24 protein-coding genes and 1 pseudogene are annotated in these 22,240 nt (G+C 59.0%); 16 read left to right on the top strand and 9 right to left on the bottom strand.

The annotated features are described in order from the left end of the window. Nucleotides 1-43: 43 nt before the first annotated feature. Nucleotides 44-340, bottom strand: coding sequence for a hypothetical protein (locus NKJ57_RS22440; RefSeq protein ID WP_023668045.1), 297 nt, complete (start codon nt 338-340; stop codon nt 44-46). A gap of 73 nt (nt 341-413) precedes the next feature. Further along, the gene (locus tag NKJ57_RS22435) at nt 414-1,406 is read right to left on the bottom strand and encodes a YihY/virulence factor BrkB family protein (protein WP_352512486.1); all 993 of its coding nucleotides are present in this window, start codon (nt 1,404-1,406) and stop codon (nt 414-416) included. A 192-nt stretch (nt 1,407-1,598) separates the two neighbouring features. Between NKJ57_RS22435 and NKJ57_RS22430 the strand changes: the two genes are divergently transcribed. The 3 genes from NKJ57_RS22430 to ligD all read left to right on the top strand — a co-directional run bounded on the left by NKJ57_RS22430 (nt 1,599) and on the right by ligD (nt 4,918). Then, the gene (locus NKJ57_RS22430) at nt 1,599-1,823 is read left to right on the top strand and encodes a hypothetical protein (RefSeq protein ID WP_155921617.1); all 225 of its coding nucleotides are present in this window, start codon (nt 1,599-1,601) and stop codon (nt 1,821-1,823) included. After that, on the top strand, nt 1,820-2,113 hold the full coding sequence (locus NKJ57_RS22425; RefSeq protein WP_023687836.1) for a hypothetical protein: 294 nt from the start codon (nt 1,820-1,822) through the stop codon (nt 2,111-2,113). Before NKJ57_RS22430 ends, NKJ57_RS22425 begins: the two co-directional genes overlap by 4 nt. A 162-nt stretch (nt 2,114-2,275) precedes the next feature. Further along, nucleotides 2,276-4,918: a DNA ligase D gene (gene ligD, locus NKJ57_RS22420; RefSeq protein ID WP_352512487.1), complete on the top strand. Its 2,643-nt coding sequence runs from the start codon at nt 2,276-2,278 to the stop codon at nt 4,916-4,918. A 55-nt stretch (nt 4,919-4,973) separates the two neighbouring features. Here the strand turns inward: ligD and NKJ57_RS22415 are convergent, their stop codons facing one another. Next, nucleotides 4,974-5,444 carry a GFA family protein gene (locus NKJ57_RS22415; RefSeq protein ID WP_352512489.1) on the bottom strand — a complete coding sequence of 157 codons (471 nt, stop codon included), beginning with the start codon at nt 5,442-5,444 and terminating at the stop codon, nt 4,974-4,976. Nucleotides 5,445-5,636: 192 nt separating this feature from the next. Between NKJ57_RS22415 and NKJ57_RS22410 the strand changes: the two genes are divergently transcribed. The 3 genes from NKJ57_RS22410 (at nt 5,637) to NKJ57_RS22400 (ending at nt 8,660) form a co-directional block, all read left to right on the top strand. Then, nucleotides 5,637-5,861, top strand: a complete 225-nt coding sequence (locus tag NKJ57_RS22410; RefSeq protein ID WP_023668054.1) for a hypothetical protein — start codon at nt 5,637-5,639, stop codon at nt 5,859-5,861. Between the two features lie 291 nt (nt 5,862-6,152). Then, nucleotides 6,153-7,646 (top strand): alpha,alpha-trehalose-phosphate synthase (UDP-forming), encoded by a 1,494-nt coding sequence (locus NKJ57_RS22405; protein ID WP_352512490.1) that lies wholly within the window; start codon nt 6,153-6,155, stop codon nt 7,644-7,646. 750 nt (nt 7,647-8,396) lie between these two features. Next, complete coding sequence (locus NKJ57_RS22400; protein ID WP_023668057.1) at nt 8,397-8,660, top strand: hypothetical protein; 264 nt, start codon at nt 8,397-8,399, stop codon at nt 8,658-8,660. Between the two features lie 220 nt (nt 8,661-8,880). Here NKJ57_RS22400 and NKJ57_RS22395 read toward each other — a convergent pair whose 3' ends face one another. Then, the gene (locus NKJ57_RS22395) at nt 8,881-9,057 is read right to left on the bottom strand and encodes a hypothetical protein (protein WP_023741817.1); all 177 of its coding nucleotides are present in this window, start codon (nt 9,055-9,057) and stop codon (nt 8,881-8,883) included. Between the two features lie 117 nt (nt 9,058-9,174). After that, nucleotides 9,175-9,729: a response regulator gene (locus tag NKJ57_RS22390; RefSeq protein WP_050588792.1), complete on the bottom strand. Its 555-nt coding sequence runs from the start codon at nt 9,727-9,729 to the stop codon at nt 9,175-9,177. A 158-nt stretch (nt 9,730-9,887) separates the two neighbouring features. Between NKJ57_RS22390 and NKJ57_RS22385 the strand changes: the two genes are divergently transcribed. Together NKJ57_RS22385 and NKJ57_RS22380 are read left to right on the top strand one after the other, a co-directional pair. Next, nucleotides 9,888-13,001: a CheR family methyltransferase gene (locus NKJ57_RS22385; protein ID WP_023736052.1), complete on the top strand. Its 3,114-nt coding sequence runs from the start codon at nt 9,888-9,890 to the stop codon at nt 12,999-13,001. After that, on the top strand, nt 12,998-13,414 hold the full coding sequence (locus NKJ57_RS22380) for a response regulator (protein WP_352512491.1): 417 nt from the start codon (nt 12,998-13,000) through the stop codon (nt 13,412-13,414). The genes NKJ57_RS22385 and NKJ57_RS22380 overlap by 4 nt, the downstream gene beginning before the upstream one ends. A gap of 179 nt (nt 13,415-13,593) precedes the next feature. Here NKJ57_RS22380 and NKJ57_RS22375 read toward each other — a convergent pair whose 3' ends face one another. The 3 genes and pseudogenes from NKJ57_RS22375 to NKJ57_RS22365 all read right to left on the bottom strand — a co-directional run bounded on the left by NKJ57_RS22375 (nt 13,594) and on the right by NKJ57_RS22365 (nt 15,735). Beyond that, entirely contained in the window at nt 13,594-13,839 is a 246-nt protein-coding gene (locus NKJ57_RS22375) for a hypothetical protein (protein ID WP_023687844.1), read from the bottom strand. A 90-nt stretch (nt 13,840-13,929) separates the two neighbouring features. Further along, nucleotides 13,930-14,332: pseudogene (locus NKJ57_RS22370) on the bottom strand (SDR family NAD(P)-dependent oxidoreductase); the annotation flags it as partial. A 605-nt stretch (nt 14,333-14,937) separates the two neighbouring features. After that, the gene (locus tag NKJ57_RS22365; RefSeq protein ID WP_023696321.1) at nt 14,938-15,735 is read right to left on the bottom strand and encodes an SDR family NAD(P)-dependent oxidoreductase; all 798 of its coding nucleotides are present in this window, start codon (nt 15,733-15,735) and stop codon (nt 14,938-14,940) included. Between the two features lie 525 nt (nt 15,736-16,260). On the opposite strand from NKJ57_RS22365, the gene NKJ57_RS22360 reads away from it, so the two are divergent. Genes NKJ57_RS22360 through NKJ57_RS22345 form a run of 4 tightly spaced genes read left to right on the top strand, consistent with a single transcriptional unit; the run spans nt 16,261 to nt 18,633 of the window. After that, nucleotides 16,261-16,722 carry a hypothetical protein gene (locus NKJ57_RS22360; protein ID WP_352512493.1) on the top strand — a complete coding sequence of 154 codons (462 nt, stop codon included), beginning with the start codon at nt 16,261-16,263 and terminating at the stop codon, nt 16,720-16,722. Continuing rightward, complete coding sequence (locus NKJ57_RS22355) at nt 16,719-17,939, top strand: NRAMP family divalent metal transporter (protein ID WP_023668066.1); 1,221 nt, start codon at nt 16,719-16,721, stop codon at nt 17,937-17,939. The genes NKJ57_RS22360 and NKJ57_RS22355 overlap by 4 nt, the downstream gene beginning before the upstream one ends. Continuing rightward, nucleotides 17,936-18,298, top strand: a complete 363-nt coding sequence (locus NKJ57_RS22350; protein ID WP_245265502.1) for a hypothetical protein — start codon at nt 17,936-17,938, stop codon at nt 18,296-18,298. Before NKJ57_RS22355 ends, NKJ57_RS22350 begins: the two co-directional genes overlap by 4 nt. 2 nt (nt 18,299-18,300) lie before the next feature. After that, complete coding sequence (locus NKJ57_RS22345; RefSeq protein ID WP_023681169.1) at nt 18,301-18,633, top strand: hypothetical protein; 333 nt, start codon at nt 18,301-18,303, stop codon at nt 18,631-18,633. A gap of 79 nt (nt 18,634-18,712) precedes the next feature. On the opposite strand, the gene NKJ57_RS22340 is transcribed toward NKJ57_RS22345, so the two are convergent. Continuing rightward, a complete protein-coding gene (locus tag NKJ57_RS22340) occupies nt 18,713-19,288 on the bottom strand; it encodes a GNAT family N-acetyltransferase (protein WP_023681170.1) in 576 nt (191 codons plus the stop codon). Nucleotides 19,289-19,490: 202 nt separating this feature from the next. Between NKJ57_RS22340 and NKJ57_RS22335 the strand changes: the two genes are divergently transcribed. From NKJ57_RS22335 to NKJ57_RS22320, 4 genes are all read left to right on the top strand, one after another. After that, nucleotides 19,491-19,811 carry a hypothetical protein gene (locus tag NKJ57_RS22335; RefSeq protein WP_023807304.1) on the top strand — a complete coding sequence of 107 codons (321 nt, stop codon included), beginning with the start codon at nt 19,491-19,493 and terminating at the stop codon, nt 19,809-19,811. A gap of 675 nt (nt 19,812-20,486) precedes the next feature. Continuing rightward, nucleotides 20,487-20,855, top strand: a complete 369-nt coding sequence (locus tag NKJ57_RS22330) for a DUF427 domain-containing protein (RefSeq protein ID WP_023712181.1) — start codon at nt 20,487-20,489, stop codon at nt 20,853-20,855. Nucleotides 20,856-20,895: 40 nt separating this feature from the next. Continuing rightward, entirely contained in the window at nt 20,896-21,315 is a 420-nt protein-coding gene (locus NKJ57_RS22325; protein ID WP_352512495.1) for an HD domain-containing protein, read from the top strand. A 332-nt stretch (nt 21,316-21,647) separates the two neighbouring features. Further along, nucleotides 21,648-22,154, top strand: coding sequence for a YciE/YciF ferroxidase family protein (locus NKJ57_RS22320; RefSeq protein ID WP_023668075.1), 507 nt, complete (start codon nt 21,648-21,650; stop codon nt 22,152-22,154). Nucleotides 22,155-22,240: the final 86 nt, after the last annotated feature.

Genomic DNA, 22,240 nt, shown 5'->3' with positions numbered 1-22,240 from the left:
GGGGATCACGTGAGCGAAACGTGAAACCCTGACCTACCACGGGTCAGCCAGACCGCATCACACCCGGTTCTTCGACAACCGCATCGCCAATCCCATGCTGTCCGGCGTCCGGATCACTCGGCAACACGTCGGAAAAATTGACTGTGGCGACCAGGTATCCGGCTTCATCGTAGACCTTGATAGTCGATCCCGATTGCTTGGTTCCTGACCCAGGATCCGCCGCCACCGCTACGCGCGCCATCTCTATTGCTCTCGGACTGGCCATCTCCGCACTCGCTAGCTCTTCCTCGAGAGCGGTAGTCTGGCCGGATACTGTCGTCTCAAAGCGGAATTTTGGCATGGGCAACCTCCTGTTCCTATGCAATTCCGGTGTCCGGGTTGCGTTCCAAAGAAACAGAATTGGTGGGAAGCAGCTAAGATCGCCGCGATGGCCAGACCCGTGTCGCCACGAAGGTCAGCAAACCCGTGATCACAATCCAGGCCTGCACCTCGCGTTGGATGGTTGGTCTAAGGTTCGATGTCTGTCGCGACGGGCTCTCTGCCTCCACTATCGGTTGAAGGTCGGACCGACTGCCGAGACGGACGGAATAGGCCCGCGTGAACTCGGCGCCGAGCAGGAATATCTCAGACGAATAGTAAACCCAAAGCAGCACGACTAGCAGTGCACCCGCCGCGCCATAGGAGGATGCAATCGCGCTGGTTCCGATATACCAGCCAATCAGCGACTTGCCGATGGTGAAGAGCAAAGCGGTCACTGCCGCGCCAATTGCGACATCGCGCCAAGCGAGCGACCGGTCCGGCAGGATCTTGAAGATCGCGGCAAACAGAGCGGAAATCAGCACGAATGATACAATGCCGTTTATCGACGCGAGAATGATCGTGCCGAACGGCAGATGGGCGTTGATGGCAGCGCCAAGTGCGGAAATGGCGGCGCTCGCCGCCAACGACACAAGCAGTAGAAATCCTAACGCTGCAACCAGACCCAGGCTGGCCGCCCGCGCCCGCACCAATCGCGACACAGACATGGGTGGTGGCTCAATCTTCCAGATTGTGTTGAGCGAAAGCTGCATTTCGCCAAACACCCCTGAGGCTGTCACGAAGAGGGTGACAATGCCCACCAAAGTGGCAACAGTGCCGGCGGTTCTGTGAGAAGCGCTTTCGATGGTGCTGCGCAGAAGGTCGCCGGTTTGCGATCCCATCACGCCTGCGATTTCGGCCGACAGAGCGAGTTGAGCTGCTTCATGCCCAAAGACAAGTCCAGCAATCGCAACAACGATCAACAAGATCGGGGCCAGGGACGTAACGGCATAGAATGCCATCGCCGCACCGTGGCTGAGGGCATTGTCGTTGATGAATCCGAGGATGCTCTCCTTGCCAAGAACCCAGGCTTCGCGTGCCACCCGCATGGGGAATTCCTTTTGCCTCAACGAGGAACCTAGTGCTGTGGGCAACGAAAGCGAGACCTGCCGCCAGTGCGCGAGGCGTGACTGCCGAGACACGCCCGCTTGTCTCTGCACCACGCCCAGAAATGTTCCATGCGGCGCCGGAACTCGCCGGGCTCGTAATGGTTATCGGTCATCCGATTGGAGTGATCAAAAATGCCTGATAATGAAAACCGTCGCGAGACCGGCGCAACGAAGTACCCGGCTAGAACAGGTCCTGATCCTTCGGATGCGTTCTCTCAGGATGCGGCCGGCAACAAGAAACCCAAAAGTGGGGTCGGTCTGACGCGGCCAGTCAATGAGGTGGATGACAAGACGCACCAATCCGATGGCCAGAACGCCCCGGCGAGGCCGGGCGGCGGAAACACGGTCAAGCCATGAACGTTGCCAATCTTCAGCTTGAAGGGTTGATGATGGCGGTCGCGTCAATCAACAACCTGCTCGTTCACAAAGGCCTGCTGTCAATTGACGAGATCGATACCGCCCTGCGAAAGGCAGAGGCGTCCATGACAGGTGACGAGCGGACCTACGAAGACATGTCACCGGCCAACCGTGACGCGATCTGCTTCCCGATCCGGCTTCTGCAGATCGCAAACAACGCGCAAGGCGAACTGGACATCCCACCATTTTCAGAGCTTGCAAAAATGGTTGGGCAAACCAAGGAACCTTAACGTCAGCGGTGACGACACCTGTAGTATCCTTGAAGGCCTCATTTGACGCCGATGCCGCTCTGAAGCGGAAAAGCAGCATCGGCGTCGTCTCAGCTATGAACCGAACCAAATCTCACCCACTGCGTTGAGTCCCGGCGTTGCGTCATTAGTCGGGGCACTTCCATGAAAACGGGCGAGCTTTCCACCTATCGGGCCAAAAGGGATTTCGCGAAGACGAAAGAGCCCAGCGGCGAAAGCTCGATTGCGGGTTCGAATCGACTTCGGTTTGTCATCCAAAAACACGCGGCCACGCGGCTGCACTATGATCTTCGCCTCGAGCTTGGCGGGGTCTTCAAATCATGGGCTGTGACCAAAGGTCCATCACTGGATCCTCACGACAAACGACTTGCCGTGGAGGTTGAGGATCACCCGCTGGAGTACGGCGACTTCGAAGGCACGATTCCCAAAGGACAATATGGTGGCGGCACGGTGCAGTTGTGGGATCGCGGATATTGGGAACCGGAAGGCGCCATGTCTCCCGAAAAGGCGTTGGAAAAAGGCGACCTGAAATTCACGCTGCAGGGCAAGCGCCTGCATGGAAGTTTCGTCCTCGTGCGCATGAAGCATGACCGCAATGGCGGGAAGCGGACCAACTGGCTGCTGATAAAACACCGCGACAAATACGCGACAGAGGGCAATGGCGATGCGGTGCTGGCTCAGGATCGATCCGTCGCCTCGGGTCGGAGCATGGAGAGGATTGCAGCGGGGAAGGGGGCAGGTCCGAAGCCGTTCATGATGAAAGGTTCATCGTTGGCCGATGCGGATGCCGTTTGGGACAGCAAGCGCGGCCATGCCGACAAGCGCGCCGCCAGGTCGGCAAAGCCTGCTCCGCGGCCGAAGCGAGCCGCTGGTGCCTCAGCGGCGAAGATGCCCGACTTCATCCCACCACAGCTTTGCGCAACGCTTTCCCGGCCGCCGGCCGGGACGAACTGGGTTCACGAAATCAAGTTTGACGGCTATCGCGTCCAGTTGCGCGTGGAAGACAAGGACATCGCCCTTAAGACCCGCAAGGGTCTTGACTGGACGGAGAAATTTGGCGCCATCGCAAAGGAGGCCGCCAGTCTTCCCAACGTCATCATCGACGGCGAGATCGTAGCGCTTGGCGAGAAGGGCGCGCCCGATTTTGCCGCACTGCAGGCAGCGCTGTCGGAGCGCCGGACGAAGGACCTGATCTACTTTGCCTTTGACCTGCTCTTCGCAAATGGCGTCGATCTGCGAAAGATGCCTCTGTCACAACGGAAGGAACGTCTGAGCGAGATGCTCGGCGAAGTCGATCGCGGCGAGCAAAATCTCATCCGCTATGTCGAGCACTTCAGCAATGGCGGCGACGCGGTGCTGCGTTCTGCCTGTCGCCTGTCGCTTGAGGGGATTGTCTCCAAAAAGGCCGATGCGACCTATGTTTCGGGGAGGACCGACACCTGGGCAAAATCGAAATGCCGCGCCGGGCATGAGGTGGTCATCGGCGGCTGGTCTACGACCAACGGCAAATTCCGGTCATTGCTCGTCGGCGTCAATCGCGGTGAACATTTCGCCTATATCGGCCGTGTGGGGACCGGATTCAGCGAGGCAAAGGTCAAGCAGCTGATGCCCAGGCTGCAGGAGATGAAAGCCGCGACGTCGCCGTTTACCGGCGATGGCGCACCGAAAAGGAATTCAACCGTCTTCTGGACGAAGCCGGAATTGGTCGCGGAAATCGAGTTCGCCGGCTGGACCGGGGGTGGCAATATCCGGCAGGCCGCCTTCAAAGGCCTGCGTGAAGACAAGCCCGCAAAAGACGTCGAGGCCGAGCGTCCAGCCGATCCTCAAGAGACGCCGATTGCCGACCCTGCCAAGGTGACTGGCAAGACAGGAAAAAGCCCGGTTGTCATGGGCGTCATCATTTCCAAGCCGGACAAGCCGCTTTGGCCGAATGCCGGCGACGGTCAGCCCGTCGACAAGCTCGATCTTGCAGAATATTTCGAGACCGTTGGCCCCTGGATGATCAGACATATCAAAGGTCGTCCCTGTTCACTCGTGCGCGCGCCGGATGGCTACGCTGGCGAGCAGTTTTTCCAGCGCCACGCAATGCCAGGCACATCCAATCTGCTGGAACTGGTGAAAGTCTTCGGCGATCACAAACCGTATCTGCAAATCGACCGCGTCGAGGGTCTGGCCGCGATCGCCCAGATAGGCGGCCTTGAGCTTCACCCCTGGAATTGCCAGCCGGGTCATCCCGAAATACCTGGCCGACTTGTCTTCGACCTTGACCCTGGTCCGGAAGTCCCTTTTGCGAAGGTGGTCGCGGCTGCCAAGGAAATGCGCGATCGTCTCGAAGATCTGGGCTTGGTGAGCTTCTGCAAAACCACGGGCGGCAAAGGCTTGCATGTCGTGACGCCATTGGCGGCCCGCCGCAGCAAGACGACATGGGCCGAGGCCAAGGCCTTCGCAAAGGCCGTCTGCATCCAGATGGCGGCAGACAGCCCGGATCTCTACCTCGTCAACATGGCCAAGAAGCTGCGGACATCCCGGATTTTTCTCGACTATCTCAGGAATGATCGCATGGCGACAGCCGTCGCCCCTCTCTCCCCTCGCGCCAGGGAAGGCGCGACTGTATCCATGCCGCTGACCTGGAGTCAGGTGAAGGCGGATCTCGATCCGAAAAAATACACCGTTCGCACGGTTCCGGGCCACCTGAAAAAGACCGTCGCCTGGGCCGACTACGACGATGGCGAACGGTCGATCAGCATCGCCATCAAACGGATCGGTTCAGCAAAGCTCGCCGCATGACGACGTCGGTTCGCGCTGGCTTGCAGGTACGCGGCCCAAAGTCCAACCTCCTGCCTCACCGGTCTCTGGGATTGCCCAGGGTAAGGTCGCGCGCCCGGGTGTAGCCCTCGACGCGAGGCAAACCGTCATCCATCCTGATAAACGGCAGTCGCATTTCCCAATAGGCCTGGGCTTGGGGATGGAACTTCTCGGGCGCGTCCATGAATCCGATCGAGATGTAGAACTCGTTTGGCAAGCCTTCATCGGTGTACCCAATCGAGGTGCCACATTCCGAACAGAAGGAGCGCACGACGCCCCTGGTTTTCGAGAATGTTCTTGGTTTTGGGCCGAGCCAATGGACCTGATCTGGACGATAGCCAATCCAGATCGTCAGTGGGCTGCCGATCGCTCGTCGGCAGTCATCGTCGTGGTCGAAACAAATCCAAAAGGGATCGCCACTGAATTCAGCTGTGATGGCTCCGCAAAAGCAATGCCCTCGATCAATCCGGGCCGGTTTTCTGATCGTCGTTCGGGGTTTGTCGTCCATGGTAATCTTCCCGCCAGCGTGGTGGCGTAACGCCGCAGACGGCAAGCAGTTCCTTTGGACGTCACAGAGCCGCAGATGCGCGCAACCGGCGGGCTGCTCGTCAATATCATTTGAGGCAGATCAGGCCTTAATTTGTTGGGAACATTTTTTCAGGTCCGCACTTTGTTCGCCGTCTGACCAAAGGAGGCGACCTTGAAAACACGACGCATCGACAGGGAAAAGATCGAGAGGGCGGATCGAGAAGCCAAGTTGCTGTTGGAAGCGGAGCGGCATGCCAGGGAAGCCAAGACGGCGCGGCTTAGAGAACAGCGACAGTTGTTGGAGGCATCGATAGCGCAGACCCCGCCCGCGCCCGTAGCCGCAAAGCAGCCGCCCCGCCAACGAAAGCCGACGCGCAAGGTAATCGAGGTGGACTGACGGTTTGGTAAATTGGGGCTTTTGCCAAGATGGGGAGTTGATATGACAGGGCAGGGGATCCGGCAGCATGAATACCAAAGCGGTAAGTCCGGCCGTCGCCAAAGCGGCTGCTCGGCGTGCTGGATCGGGGTCTCATCACCGGTGCGTCCGACGACGATCCTGCGAGAGCCGCTGAAAAAGGCGCCGAGCGGGCCGAGAATGTGATCCAGCGAGTCCGGCTGGACACTTACGTCGGGAACAATCGCACGCGCGGACCGTTCCCCAAGCGATCTTCACGCTCAGGATTTGCTCTTGTTGCAGCGACCGGATGAAATTTTCAACGAGGCCTCGCAAACGGTTGGTGATCCCCTTGAGCGCGACGCCTTAGGTGGGGAGGCTGAGCTAACTGGCGATCGCGCCATCCCGCGTCGTCTGGTTGTCGTCTCGAACAGGCTGGGGAACATTCGCGATCTGTCGCAAGCCGGCGGACTTGCTGTAGGCATCGGGGATGCGTTGGCCGAGCGTGGAGGCCTGTGGCTAGGAGCAAGCGCTGAGTATCAGGACTACGCCGCGAGCGACGAACCGCTGATCCGCTTGGAACGCGTGGGAAAGATCGAGACGGCTGCGCTTACCCTGCCCTATGAGGAGTATTCGCTCTATTACAATGGCTATGCCAACAGCACGCTGTGGCCGCTTTTTCATTACCGACTCGACCTGGTGAACCACCGGGCAGAGTTTCTACACGCCTACCGGCAGATCAATGCGCGGTTCGCGAAGGCGCTCGCAGGACTGCTGTCGGGCAACGACGACCTGGTGTGGGTTCACGACTACCACCTTATCCCCTTGGCCGCCCAGTTGCGGCGGCTGGGAGTCCGGAATCGGATCGGTTTCTTTCTTCACATACCGTTCCCGCCGCCTGACCTGTTTGTAGCCACGCCCGACCATGAAGAACTCATCGATGACCTGCTTCAATATGACGTCGTGGGGTTCCAGACCGAAACGGACGTGGGGAATTTCCGGCGCTCAGTGCAGGCGGCCAACTCCATTACTTTTGATATCAATGGTTCGGCTGAGATGAACGGCCGCACGGTGTTGTCGAGGTGTTTTCCGATCGGCATCGACGTCGATTCAATCGCACGCATGGCCAATGAGGCGGCGGAGGATGTGCAGATCGATTCCATGCGCCGCCAGATTCTAGGTCTCAAGCAAATCATCGGCGTCGATCGGCTGGACTACTCCAAGGGTCTTCCCGGCCGCATGGAGGCTTTCGCGCGTCTTTTGGAAAGGCATCCGGAACACGAGCGGGCGGCAACCTATTTGCAGATTGCGTCGCCGACGCGCGAGGAGGTCAGCGCCTATGCCGACATCCGGGCCCAGCTTGAAGCAACCGCCGGCGCGGTCAACGGAAGATACGCGGATTTGGCTTGGACCCCGATCCGCTACATCCACCGTGCCGTATCACGCTCTCGGCTTGCTGGCCTGTTGCGCGCTAGCCAGGTCGGATTGGTCACACCCCTGCGTGACGGAATGAACCTCGTCGCCAAGGAATACATAGCCGCGCAGGACGAAGCCGACCCCGGAGTGCTGATTTTGTCGCGTTTTGCAGGTGCGGCCGAAGAACTTGCCGAATCCTTGATCGTGAACCCGTACGCGGTCGACGAGGTTGCCGATGCGATCGCAAAAGCGCTCGCGATGCCGCTTGAGGAAAGAATTGCAAGGCATAGTGCACTGCTCAAGCGCATCAGCCGCAATGACGCAGCAGAATGGCGGCGGTCATTTCTCGCCACGCTCGCGGGCGAGAACTAGCGCCTGGCATCGATGCCTGAATCCGTCCGTGTGTCACGCGTCCCACACGGTCATAGCCCGGCCATAACCCGGCTTGCCTAGCAGTTCGAAAGGCCTTGAAGCTGATCATGTACCTTGTCAGCCCGCATCAGAAACTTTTCGCTCGTTGCCGGAAGCGCGATAGCCCGCCTCAATCGGTGGCCTATCGAAGGTTCCACGGAACACACCGCCGGTCCGGTCGTTTGGGCTCTGATAGGAGATCTGCGATGACAAGGAACCCCACGCGAAAGGACAGTGATCTCTCTGAAAAAGAGGCAATCAAGTTGGCCGAAGTCACCGACGTGTCACCCGGGCAGGCCAAAGAGCTTGCAGCCGAGCACGGCAAAGACGGCGCCAAGAAGGAAGCAAGAAATTACAAGGCGGAGGGCTGACTATGGCGGCCAGTGGATCCGCAAACGACAGAGACGCACGAGCCACCCTCTACGCACAAGGAGTAATGGAAGCCGAGCGTAAAGCGCGGGAAGAGAAAACGGCGCGATTGCGCAAAGCCCGTTTGGCGCATGAGGCGGTCAATTCGCCTGCACCCGAGCAGAAACCGGCAGTGCCGGAAACGCCAAAGCGGGTCGCCAAACCAGGCAGCCGAAAAGCTGGAGAAGATTAGCTTCAGCTTTCTTCAGCTGTGCCGGTGGCCGGCGCCGGGGAAGAGCAGACCGTGCGGTCGATCCTGCACGATAATTTGTACCTCATCGAACGACACAAAGGAGTCCAGTGATGACGGAGCATGTGTCCCGGAAGGAAGAACAGCGTGGCACCCGAAATGTACTCGGGTGGGGCGTCGTCATTGCGGCTGTAATCTTCGTCGCCCTGCTAGCCTTCTTTGTGTTCACACCCCTTTCAGGCGGATCGTGGCAGACATCGCCGGTAAAGCGCACCCCGGAACAGAACCAAGGCGGCAATGCCCCCGCCGAGACATCACCCGCGGCCGGCGTCAAAAAGAGCCCGCAAGAAAATACCGAGATGCCAGGGCAGCAGTGATCGACCTCGGGCTGCGACCCAAGTCGGCCCTGATTTTCCAGGTCGTCTCATCGCGCCATGATGGGATCAGGGCTTTCTGGGCGCAGAACGGCTGAGCTATTGAGACTGGGCTTTCGCCCACATCGAGCGCTGAAAGATTACCGCACCAGGGGTCTGGCGAACGAGGCGATGACGCCATCGTGGAACTCGAGGCAAATCAAGATGCCTAGCTGCAGGCCGTTCAGTTGGGATTTTTCAGCTGCTTTGACAACAGCAGTTGCTGCTGCAGCTCAAGGGCGAGTTTCAACAGCCGTTCAGGTGTTTCCTCTTCTGCGATTTCGTCGAGCAGCGCTGCGAGTGCGTCGCCCTCAACGGAATCGCGGAATGAGTCAGGTTTGGTTTGCGGAGGTTTGGCCACGACGATTTCTAGCAGGAATGCGGCCGTATTTGCAAGACGAAGCGAAGCGCTCTTGGCGGAGGGTACCGGGGTGGGGGGCGGTCGACGGGGCGGTCTGCGGCAAACTATCGGACAATCTTAATTCATAATGCCAGACCTGTCGTTGCGGAGCACCTCCTCCATGAGTGTGTTGAGCCATTCGCTCAAGGGAAGGTCATGCCGCGTCGACAACCGCTCCTCCAGCGCCGCCTTCAATGTCCGTTCGACGAGGCGATCGGCCGCTTGTGGGTCGCCCAGCAACAGCCGGGCGGACAGCCTCAGTTTTGGAAGAGCGCGGAAAACGTTGTCTTCACCAAGCGCTGTTGACTGCGCGGCGAGAATCCCGGCAACCGTCCTGAACCCGGCCGGCTTGGAGAGGTTTTGGGTGTATCGGAACCGCTCCGGTAGGGTGATCTGATCGTTTCCGGAGAAGAATACGAACGGGATGCCTCTGTCCGTCAGCTCATCGGCGAGGGGAAAAACAGTCTCACCGTTAAGATCGATGTCCAGCACCGCCCCATCCGCTGAATCGATATATCGTCGAGCCCGGCTGACTGACGATACCGGCCCCAAAACGGTCGCTCCACAATCGCTGAAATAGGAGGCAAGTTCGCTTGCCAGCAAGAATTCGTCCTCGACGAGCAGAATTCGCATGCCTAATAACATAGCAGCCCTCCGGGCTTTAAACGGCGGTCGCGTTCATCGGTTCCGTGGCTATCGGCGGTGCGGGATGGGAATTCGACCAGGAACGGTTTACACATTGGATCGAAATCAGCGCTGCCGCGTTGCATTTCACTGAAGCAGGACAATTGATGCAAAAGCTGCCGAGGTTCCCCATAGTCGGTATTGGCGCCTCTGCGGGCGGCATTGCCGCCATGGAGGGATTTTTTCGCGGGATGCCGTCTTCGAGCGGGATGGCGTTCGTGATCGTCACGCATCTCAGCCCGGAACGGGAAAGTCTGCTGCACGAAGTGATTGCGCTTTACACCGGAATTCCGGTTCGTGTCGCTGAAGATGCAATGGATATCCATCCTGACACCGTCTACGTGATGCCGCACAACGCGATCCTCACCATCGAAAATTCCAGCCTAAAGTTGCGCCAACCGAATTCGGTGTCCAGGGAGCGCAAGCCCATCGATATCTTTTTTAGCGCGCTGGCCGAGGATCAGGGCGAATACGCCGTCGGCGTCGTCCTGTCGGGCGGCGATTCCGACGGTACGTTGGGCATCAAGGCAATCAAGGAGCATGGCGGCCTGACGCTGGCGCAACTCTCCGACGAGTCGGGTCCGAGCAATCCCGACATGCCGCGCAGCGCGATCAGTTCCGGTCTGATCGATATCGCCATCCCGGCCGATGAGATGGGTGCGAAACTCATGGAATTTGCCCACAGCTTTGAACTGCTCGACGAGCTTGAAGCTGACGATGGCAAGGCCAGTGCTTTGAAACTCCGCAAGGGCCAGGAGGAAATCTACGCGATCCTGCGCAGCCATTCGGGACATGATTTCTCGGGCTACAAGGCCAAGACGTTCTTGCGTCGCGTCAGGCGACGCATGCAAATAACACAGAACACCGCGATCGATGCCTATATAGAGTTGCTTCGTTCAAATGCGGAGGAAGTGCGCTCGCTGTTTCGCGACCTGCTGATCAACGTGACAAATTTCTTCCGCGACACGGACGCTTTCAAGACCCTGGAAGAAACCGTCATCCCCAAACTTTTCGAAGGCAAGGACGCCAACGATACGATCCGCGTCTGGGTGCCCGGCTGCGCAACCGGCGAGGAAGTCTTCTCGATCGGAATGCTGATGCGCGAGCATATGGATACACTTTCGGCCGTGCCGCGCATCCAGATTTTCGCCACGGACATCGATGACGCGGCGCTGGGCATCGCACGTTCGGCGCGCTATCCGGAGTCATTGCTTGCGGGCGTTTCGCCTGGACGTCGCGAACGCTTCTTCAGCAATGACGGCACAAGTTTCATCTTGAGCAAGAGCGTACGTGATCTCTGCATCTTCTCGGCGCACAGCGTCATCCGCGATCCACCCTTCTCGCGCATGGACATGGTGTCGTGCCGGAACCTCCTGATCTATTTCGGCCCCGATGTGCAAAAGCAGGTTATTCCGACCTTCCACTATTCGCTGAAGCCCGGTGGCTATCTGTTCCTTGGCACCTCCGAAAGCATAAGCCAGCATGCCGACCTGTTCGCACCGGTCGACAAGAAACAACGGATCTTCAAGGCACGAGAACATTCGGCGCCGCCGCGGCTGCCGATCTTGTTGAATGCTGCGCCTGCAACCAACTTTTCCAGCGCCAATGACACACATGCCCGCCGCGGCTTGTCTTATTCCCTAAGGCAAACCGTTGAAGCGCAGGTTCTCGAACGCTTCGCTCCGGCTCACGTCGTCGTCAATGGTGATGGCGATGTCGTCTATTACTCGGTCCGAACCGGCAAATATCTCGAGCCGCCGCAAGGGGTGCCGAGCAGACAATTGCTCACAATGGCACGCAGCGGCCTGCGTCTGGAATTGCGCGGCGCTTTGCGGGAAGCCGCCGAGGGCCGGCGCACGGTTGTGCGCGAAGCGATAGCCATTGAAGAAGATGAAGATCGTGTCCAATTCGTCACATTGACGATCGAGCCCTTGACTGATCGCGGCAGCGGCGAGCCGCTGTTTCTCGTCCTGTTCGAGCCGGTGGGCCAGCCGCAGCCGCGGCTGGAGGCTCTAAAGGTTCGACAGCCGGTGGCATCTGGGATTGCTGATTTCGAACGCGAGCTCCGCGATACGCGCGAGCGCCTGCAATCGACGATCGAAGAATATGAGACCGCGTTGGAGGAGTTGAAATCTTCCAATGAGGAACTCGTCTCGGTCAACGAAGAGGCCCAGTCCTCCAATGAGGAGCTCGAGGCCTCCAAGGAAGAAATGCAGTCCCTCAATGAGGAATTGAACACCATCAATGCCGAACTGGTTTCCAAGATCGAGGATCTCGATCGTGCCAACAGCGATCTGAAGAACCTGTTCGAGAGCACACAGATCGCGACTGTTTTTCTCGATACCAAGCTGGTTATCCGCAGCTTCACGCCGGCGGCGTCTTCGTTCTTCAACTTGCTGCCGACCGACATCGGAAGACCGCTGACCGATCTTGCCAGCCGGCTCGATTATCCGCACCTGCGCGACCATATTGCCCAGGTTTTCAGGGCCGGCGAGATGATCGAGCACCAGCTGCCGCGCGATAGCAACGGCATCCACTATCTCGTGCGGCTGATCCCCTACCGCGACAGCGCGCGGAAAATCCAGGGCGTGGTGGTGACCTTTGTCGATGTGACGACCATGGCTGAAGCCGAAGCCCACCAGCGGGTATTGATCTCGGAACTCAATCATCGGGTCAAGAACATGCTGGCCGTTACGGTCAGCATTGCCAGTCAGACCCTGAAAAATGCTCCCTCTTCGGAGGCTTTCGCCGAAGCGCTCATCGGTCGCCTGCGCGCCATGGCGCGGGCCTACGGAGTGCTCTCGCGCGAAAGCTGGAAAGAGGTCTCGGTAGAGGAAATCGTGCGGCAGGAAGTCGAGCCGTTCGGGCTGGAACGCATCAACACCACAGGCGAGGACATTCGGCTCAAGCCTCAGCAGGGCCTGTCGCTTGGCATGGTGATCCATGAACTTGCCACGAATGCTGGAAAATATGGCGCCTTGTCCGTGCCAAACGGCGTGGTGTCCGTGACTTGGTCGGCGTCGGATCACGGTTTTCAGCTCGAATGGTTAGAAAGCGGCGGTCCCGCTGTCAGTCCGCCTGAGAAGACGGGATTTGGTCTTTCGCTGGTGAAAGGCGAAATTGAGTATCGGCTTGGCGGAAATTTTGAAACATCTTTCGGTTCCGATGGTTTGAGCTTGCGGATTGAGTTTCCGTTTGATCATCGGGAGAGCGAAACGTGACTGCATCTCGTATCCTTATCGTCGAAGATGAATGGCTGGTCGCGGAGGAGCACCGCGCAATTCTGGAAGAGGCCGGCTTCGCCATCGCCGGGCCAGTGCCGTCCGTTGCTCGCGCGAAAAAGCTGATCGAGGGTGAAGTCATATCTGCCGCGGTCCTGGACATTGGTCTCGGCGGCGAGACCAGCGCTGCCCTTGTCCCTCTTCTAGCGCACCGCGGAATTCCGTTTGTTTTCGTCAGTGGGTACACGGCATCCGACATCCCGCAAGATTTGCGTCATCACAAAATGCTGTCAAAACCCGTGTGGGCTGCTGCGCTGGTCGAGGCCGTGCGAAATATGCTCGGTGTTCAACCGACGTCTTTGGCAAGACACCAGGACAGCGGAACGGTGCCAACCCAACGAGAAGCCCGGTAACTGCACAAAGACACTGGTTTTCATCAGATATGCGACGACATTCGGGTCCAGGCCCGAGACGGCGTCGCCGGCAAGTGCCTGCGATCCGGCCGGCACGATTGGCATGCTCCCGGTCTGGCGTACTCCAGCGCTGGGCGAAACTTCGCCACGGCGCGACGATTGGTCAGGCGATGAGCCTATCAAACAACGGGCAGTTCGCCCTCGGTTTGCCTCGCGTCGAATAGGACGCCAAGGCCGTAAGTGACGGCGCCAGCGGCTATCATCTCTGCCAACGCTGCGCTTGACACCGGGCAATGCGGCATGACCGCCTTGATCGCGAGTTCGGCATTCGCGATCGACACGAAATCGTGCCGTCGCTTACGGGTCTCCAGATATTGTTCGATCAACATCTGCAGTCGCCTTCTTTCTATTTCATCGCCAGCCATTGGTTCCTCCTGTGGACAGTCTGAAAGCCCACCACGCCTAAGGAGCGGTGGGCCTGGCGGCCCTTTTTGAGGACCGTTGACTCGAGTGAGGCGGGCAGCGTTGCTGACCAGGATGTCGAGACCGCCGAGGGGCGTTGCTGCTTCATCGACCAGCTTTCTGCAAAAGGCCTAATTGCGGATATCGCCGGCAAGCCTTTTGACCTGCCGCTTTTATTAGGTCCACCAGTTCGTCGGCGTCTTCCTGTTCTTCGGGGAGGTAGCCGAAAGCGACGTCCGCACGCTCGCGCGCGAATGCAATCGCCGCCGCACGACCAATTCCGGAATCGCCGCCGGTTATCAGCGCTTTGCGACCGGCAAGCTTGCCTGATCCCTTGTAGGTTGTTTCGCCGTGATCCGGGCGCGGCACCATCTTGGTGGCCAAACCCGGCCACTTCTGTTCCTGTGGCTTGAACGGCGGCTGGGGATATTGCGTCACCGGATTCTGTTTGAGCATCGGGCTCGCAGGGCCTGCTTTAGCAGGCACTGTTCCCGTATCGGCTGACGCCGTGGAAGCATAAGCGACGAGAATTCCTCCCGCCATGCTTCCGACGACAAGTCTACGCGCTGCGTCTGGTACATTGTCATGCTGGTCGTGGTTCATCATGGGCTCGCTTTGACGGCAGGTGACCGTTACGGAAGTGGCACCTAACCGGCCGTCGACGCGAATGTTCCCTTGTGATTGCAGTGAGTGTCGGTCGCCTTGCCCGTCTCGGCCGTGAGGCCGCATCACCACTTTTGACACAACCTCCTGCTTGTCGCGGAACGTCTTGTAGAGATCCGGCCCTGTTTCCAGATCGGCCGGTGGGTAGTCAGAAAGGAGGAATCGATTTCGCCGTTCTGGACCGTCGCCAATAAAGGTTCCAGGTAGCGTTGCGTATGCGTCTGGCCCATCCGGAAAGCCGGTCCCTTATTGATCGCCGCCAGACGGGATGTGATCGACCAGGCCAACACAGACGCCGGGAACCGAGATGGTGCCGCCTTGCGGCAGCGATAGATTGCCTCGCGCAGCACATGCGGTCTCTGCGAATGCCAGCCCGTTTGATGACGCGAAATATCAGCTCAGTCGCTGGACGCCGACCCCGGCTCGGCCATCCTACGGTGCTGTTCGGCCAAGGTGCCTGCCGGCGTGACATGCGCGGCGGCAACCTGCAGCTTGTTTTTCCAACCGCTGACGACCTGTTCATCACCGGCCATCATCGCCTCGTAACCCGTTTTGGCGACATCGGCCGGATTGTCCTTTTCATCGGAGCCGACCTTTGTATCCATCATTTCAGCGCGCTCGAAGAATCGCGTCTGCGTGGGGCCAGGCATCAGCACGGTGACCGTCACGCCGCTATCTTTCAGCTCATGGCGGAGCGCGATCGAGAAGGAATCGATGAACGCCTTCGTGCCGTTGTAGACGGCCTGGAATGTGCCGGGCATGAAGCCGGCGATCGATCCGGTGAACAGGATGCGCCCGCGGCCTCGCCGGGCCATCTTGGCGCCGAGTTCATGCGCCAGATAGACCGTTCCGGTGACATTGGTGTCGATGATCCGGCGGACTTTTCGCCAGTCCTGGTCGACGAAGCCGTTGCCGAGCCCGCGTCCCGCATTGAGAAACAACAGGTCGATATCGCGATCGCCGATCTGGGAGATCAACCGATCGGCGCCCTCGACGGTCGCCAGATCGGCCTCAATGGCTTCGACCGTTACATTGTGGGTCTCAAGTGCCTCTGCCGCCTGCCGGATAGCCGGCTCGTCGGCGGCGATGATCAGGTCGTAACCGTCTTTAGCGCACAGCTTTGCGAGTTCCCTTCCGATGCCACTCGAGGCGCCGGTCACCACAGCGAGTTTGGCGTCCGTCATCATATCCTCCATCTTCGTGCCATCGGAACCACGAGCGGGCACAATTGTTCCGCGGCGTTTGGGCTGGATTGATCGTGCGCTGTCATCACGGTCAGGCGACGGTCGTCATCGCGGTCGTTGCGCGCGTTCATGGATGGGCCGTTGCGACAAAAACCGTTCTACGCCATGAGAACTCGCCATGGCCTACCTTCAAAAGGCCCACCAACGCCTGGATTGAGTACTCAGAACGGCGATGAGCCTAATCAGTTGAAGTTGGAACAAGTGGCCCGGCTGGAAGTTCGAACCGTGCAGCGTTGTTGCCCTCCCATGTTGATGCTGCGCGATCGGGTCATCCCCTCAGCCCGATCTGCCCGCGCTTCTCCGCGCCAAAGAGAAGCGCGGGCCCGCCCTCTTTCACGGCTGTCCGGGATGGAGCGTTTTGTTACGTGGGACTAGCCGACCTCACAGGCTCGTCGTCGGTTTCGTTTGACGAGCTCTCCGAGCGCTCTAGATCATTGATGCCGGACGCAGTTGGTTCGGGCCGGGGAGGAAATCCGCGTGGCGCATCCAACGCGCGCTGTACCCCATAACGACCGTCATTTTCCGGTTGGCTGCCTGTGCTTGCTTCTGATTCTAGCCGGGTTGGCCGGATGCTCGTCTTCCAATCAGGTGGCGCAGCAATCACGAACAGCGGCCTCCGCGGCACAGACCGTATCGATGGTGCTGGATGCCTGGGTGGAGGGAGCGGCACCGTCCGCCTATGCCACGGCCGCACTGCACTCGGTCGGAAAAACGCTGGCCGATGTCGAGGCGCAAATTCGATCGGCCGAGACCGCTGAACCAGCCGGGCGAGCAGGACTGACGGCAGCAGTCAACAGTTTGTCGGTGGCGGTGGCGCATGCCGAGGCGGGATTGCGGGTGAACAATCGCACTGAGGTGGAAAGCGCACAACAGGATCTTCGGGCGGGCATGCGCTCGCTCGCCGCCGCTTACACCAGCGCTTTCGGACCAAAGCGGTGAAGAAACTTCTGGAAATATCGCTTGGCGTCGTCACCAGTGTCGGAGGTTTCCTCGAAGTCGGGTCGATGGCTACGGCGGCGCAGGCGGGTGCCGCCTTCGGATTCCAGCTAATCTGGGCCATAGTTCTCGGCACCATATGCATCATCTTTTTGGTTGAAATGGCCGGTCGGTTCGCCGCGATGAGCCATCACACGATCTCAGAGGGCATTCGTGAAAGATTTGGGTTCAACGTCTTTCTATGGCCGTTGCTCGTCGTCCTTCTCGTCAATTTCATGGTGCTGTCCGCTGAGATCGGCGGTGTGGCCATCGCACTCGAACTTGCCACCGGCATAGGCTTCCAGTGGTGGGCACTGCCGGTGGCGTTGCTGGCATGGTTGCTGCTGTGGAAAGGCACGTTTGGCTTTATCGAGAAAGGCGTTTCGGTCCTCGGCCTCGTGACGCTGTGCTTCGTGGTTGGTGCGGTGATGTTAAAGCCCGACTGGACAGCGGTCGCTGGCAGCGCCGTGCCTTCGCTGCCGGCTCACGATGCCATCAATTACTGGTTCATGGCGGCCAGCATTCTCGGCGCGTCAATATCGCCTTATCTTTTCATGTTCTATTCCTCGGGAGCTATCGAGGACAAATGGGATGAAAGCCACCTTGGGGCCAATCGTGCCATCGCCGGGCTGGGCATGACCTTCGGTGGGACCATTTCGATCGGCGTGTTGATCGTCGCTGCTCTCGTTCTCGCGACGCGCGGCATCGACCAGGTGGACGACTATCACCAACTGCCGTTGATGCTGATCCCTATATTCGGCTTCTGGGGGTTCGTTCTATTCGTTGCCTCGCTCGCCATTGCCTGTTTCGGCGCCGCACTCGAAGTCGGGTTGCAACAGGCATATCTGGTGGCGCAGGGCTTTGGCTGGACCTGGGGCGAGGATCGCAAGCCGCGCGATGATCCGGGCTTCAGTGCCGTCTATACGGCATCATTGTTTTTGGCCGCCATTCCGATCATGCTTGGCCTCGACCCACTGAGGCTGACCATCTTTTCCATGGCGGTAACGGCGGCGAGCCTTCCGCTGACGGTAGTTCCATTTCTCTTCCTGCTGAATGACGAACGCTATGTCGGCGAACATCGCAACGGCATCATTTCGAATGCCGCCGTTGTCTTCATTATCGCGCTTGCCTTCGTGCTCGCCGTGGTGACGATTCCGCTGCAGATATTCGGAGGCACATGATGGAATTGATGCGTGATCTCCTGGACAAGCAGGTGTTCGACCGCCGGCGGGTCAAGATCGGCAAGGTCGACGGAGTGGTGGCCGAGTTGCGGCGGGGCAAACCACCAGGGATTGTCGCGATAGAACTCGGCTCCATCACTTTGGCGCGCCGCCTTGGCGCGCGGCCCGGGGAATGGATGGCGCAACTGGCGACGAGGGTGGGTGGCAAACGCCACGCCGAGCCACACAGGATTGCGTGGAAAAAGGTGCAGGACAACGGGCTCGACATCGAATGTGACATCGAGGTGGGCGAGACGTCGATTTTCGCCTGGCAGGACTGGTTGCGCGATCATGTCATCGGGCGCATCCCAGGAGCGTGATGATGAGGACAGTCAACCTCGAACATCTTGCCGGGCGACGCGTGCTCTCGCAGCGCGGAAAGAGCATCGGTCACATCGAAGAGATTCTCGCCGAACAGCGTGGCGACGAGCTCGTCGTTACTGAATTCCACGTTGGCATCTACGCCGCGTTCGAGCGTCTGTCGGCCTCGACCATCGGCATCGCGATGCTCGACCTGTTTCGGCTGCGCCGCCGCGACGGCCTGTACCGCATTCCCTGGGATAAACTCGATATCTCCGATCCGGCGCGACCGCGGCTACTATGCCCGATGACCGAGCTTCCTGGATGGAAAGGGCAAAAGGACCTTCGGGAGTAGATGGCTACGGCTGGGAGGGCTAAGGCGCCGGCGTTTTGCCGGCGAACAGCCGTTCGTGCAGATGGCGCCTCCGCAAAGATTACTGCAGGTTCTTGCGAAGGAAGATGCGGGCGTGTCCTGGAATAACGAATTCGACCTTGCCGAATTCCTCAAACCCATGATGCCGGTAAAATTGAGGCGCCTGGAAACTGCTCGTCTCGACGACGGCTCTCTTGCATCCACGCCTAACGGCTTCCTCCTCGATCGCCATAAGAAGCTGTGATCCATAGGATCGGCCACGCAATTTTTCAGGCAAGAAGAACATGTCGAGAAACAGGAGCCCCAGTTCCGTTCTGCCCCAAATTCCACCCCAGATCTTTCCGGAGGGGTCGGTAAGCTCCGCGCCGATCACTGCCCGGTCATCGATTCCGGTTTGTTCGATGTTGTGTCGATAGAGCGCAGCGGCCGCCTGCGTTCGTGCATCCCCGTTGTGAGCCAGAGCGATTGTAAATCCTTCGGATCGAGCCGGCATGCGTTCTGCTCCTGCGTCGGAATGGTCTTGAGATTCAACCGTCAGATTAACATCAAGGCGGCCGGTTCGCTCGCAGCTCTGATCGCCGCTTCTGTTGTAACCCGTCTTGCCCACATTCCGCATCGCGATCCGCGTCGGATGCATGCAGCCGCGCCCAACATATCGCTTTGGTGTTGAACAAAGCCCATCCTGCCCTTGTCAGGTCTTATCACAATTCGTGCGCCGTCAAGAGTGTCCACCTCGACGAAGGCTGCTGCGGATCACAATCCATTACGCCGGGAACAATGAGAAAAACCTGTCGTTGGGAAAGCGATCGCAATTCGGCGATTCAAACACGGAGACTCCAATGTTGAAGAAAATTCTAGCCGCGTCGGTGATAACTATTGCCTTGGCCGGTTCCGCCTTGGCGCAGACAAATGGAACGGGTGCTGGCGGCACGGCTGGCACGGGTAATGGAACTGGTACTGGAACTGTTGGCAGCGGCGGCGCCGCTGGCAATGGCACTGGCAGCGGGAATGCGGCCGTGCCAACCGATCCGAATTCCACAAACTCGACTACAAAATCGAACGGCATGACCGACCGTTGCAAGGACGCCGCAGGCAATGACATCGATAACAACACTGCAAGTGGCGCAACGACCTCGACCGTGCAAAATTGCAACAAGTAGCCGATGGACCTAGCGGCTTCGGCCGCCCGAAGGCCCGCCATCAAGACAATGGCGGGCCTTCGAGTACGTGCCTCGCATGGCTGGATACATAGGAGCACATGTGTCCAAAGAGACCCGGCGGGCCAAACTCGATCGCTTAGCAGCCTCGATTCCGAAGCACGAATTCGAATTCCTAATGAAGATTGCAAAGCTAAGCCGTCATGACTTACTTGGCCTGATCGCTAAACACGATGGCGGCAGGGACAAGGTCTATAGGGACCTTGCGGCCCACTTGGCAGCAACTGAGGCCGCCCCGGAGCCCGTCCATGAGGCGGCAGCTGACGACGGCCAAACAGCTGGAGCATCTCCAGCCACGAACTCGCCCGCCGGCAAGTAGCGGCGAAGATCATTTCGGCGCCAGCCCTGACGCTCCACGGAAGCGACGACCGTGTCGTCCTTCTAAAGTCTTCGAATGGGTTGGACGAGCATTTCACCGCGCCTTACCAACGAGAACTGCTGGATACGGCAAGCGGGAGGCGCTTTAAGTCTGGCCCGCCATTCAGGTTCATCGGACATGCCGGAACCTGAAGCGCCGCCGCGCATTTCGTCTCCAGGCATGACCGATCTTGCGGTAATCGCCAGGGAGAAATTCAGATGCAAACTTCAGGCGCAACTTCACAGCAAAACCTTGGCCGATTGGCCATAGAACCGTTTTCCGGCACGGTGACGGTGCGGTTTTCCGACGCCATCGTCGCAGCTACGGAGCGGGCGAAGGTCCTGCGTGAAGACGGGCACGAGCCCGTTTTCTATATCCCCTTCGAGGACATCTATTTCGATCTTTTCGAAAAGACCGACACCACCACCTGGTGCCCGCTTAAAGGCACCGCAAGCTACTGGCGTGTCCACGCCGTCGGCAGTTCTTCCGACGATTTCATGTGGGCCTACGAAACGCCCGATGCGGCTGCTCTGGCTATTGCAGGTCACGGCGCTTTCGATCCGGAAAAGGCCCGTATCGATGTCGACCCTGCCGAGGACAAGCGACACACGCCACATATCGTCGAATAGGTTTCATCAGGCAGAGACAATCACGGTAACGACAGGCGCGATGAGCATTTTCTACCAGGCGGCAAAGATTGCGGAGGAGGTTCACGAGTCGCAGCGCGATAAGACCGGGCGGCCCTACATCGAGCATTGCCGCCGTGTCGTCGACGCCGTCGAGACAATCGATCAGAAGACTGTTGCCTACCTTCATGACGTTCTGGAGAAAGGCGAAGGCTGGACCCGCGCCAAGCTCGAAGAAGCAGGCTTCGGACCGACAATTGCCGCGGCGGTCGATGCCATGTCGCGCAGGCCGGATGAGGAGTATTTCGCCTTTGTCCGGCGGGCTGCGTCGAACCCAGTGGCGCTCCCCGTAAAACGCGCCGATCTGGAGGACAACATCTGGCAGTCGAGGCAGGTCCGAGCGTCGGCGGCCAAATATGAAGAGGGCCTTCGCATACTTGACCAAGAGTTCTCCCGAAAATAGTGCGCGCCCGACGCTGGCATTGCATTTGTCGAGGCAGCCATCGCCTGCGAGAGCTTGCGGCGCAGAGCACGTTTCCGCTCTCCTGGCCGTCAGTTTTTCCGCGCCGGCGTGCGCCTTGGGGTCGTCGTCTGGACCATGGAACGTGTGATTGGGTCAAAGCTCCTTTGGAGATGGATCGCAGCGTCTCGAAAAGAAGTAACGGCCCGGCTCGGAATCAGGAACTCCTCCAGCACCGGTGCGTTGACCAGCAAGCCGGGACGAGTTCCCGGCCTCCGCGGGTGGCGGGCAAGCCGCCGCCGAACCCGAACTTCTGCACAATGAAAGGTAAGGCCATGGGCTTCTTTTCGAAGGACATCAAGACACTCGACGATCTCTTCGTGCACACGCTGCGCGACATCTATTACGCCGAAAAGCAGATCGAGAAAGCGCTGCCGAAGATGATCGGCAAGGCAACCGATCCGCAATTGAAGGCCGGATTCGAAAAACACCTCGAGCAGACCAAAGGCCATATCGAGCGCGTCGAACAGGTGTTCGAATTGCATGGCGTCAAGGCCAAGGAGGTCAACTGCCCGGCGATAGACGGCATTCTGGAGGAAGCCGACGATGTGAGCGGCGACGTTGACGACAAGGAGGTCCTAGACGCGGCACTGATAGCCTCGGCGCAGGCGGTCGAACATTATGAGATGACCAGATATGGCACGCTCATCGCCTGGGCCAAGCAGCTTGGCCGCAGTGACTGCGCCAACGTATTGGCCAAGAACCTGAAGGAAGAGCAGGCGACCGATCGCAAGCTCACCGAAATGGCGGAAAGCAAGATCAACATGCAGGCTGCCGAGTAGACCGTCCTAGGTCATGATGAGATTTGGTTGAAATCTCATCATGACCTAACCCTGTTGAAGCATGATTTTTCCAAAACCGGCACCAG

Origin of the sequence: Mesorhizobium sp. M0077, from assembly GCF_040322955.1 — a bacterium.
Taxonomy (GTDB): domain Bacteria; phylum Pseudomonadota; class Alphaproteobacteria; order Rhizobiales; family Rhizobiaceae; genus Mesorhizobium.
The sequence above is the reverse complement of the archived record's forward strand: the minus strand, read 5'-3'. Positions and strand labels throughout refer to the sequence as shown.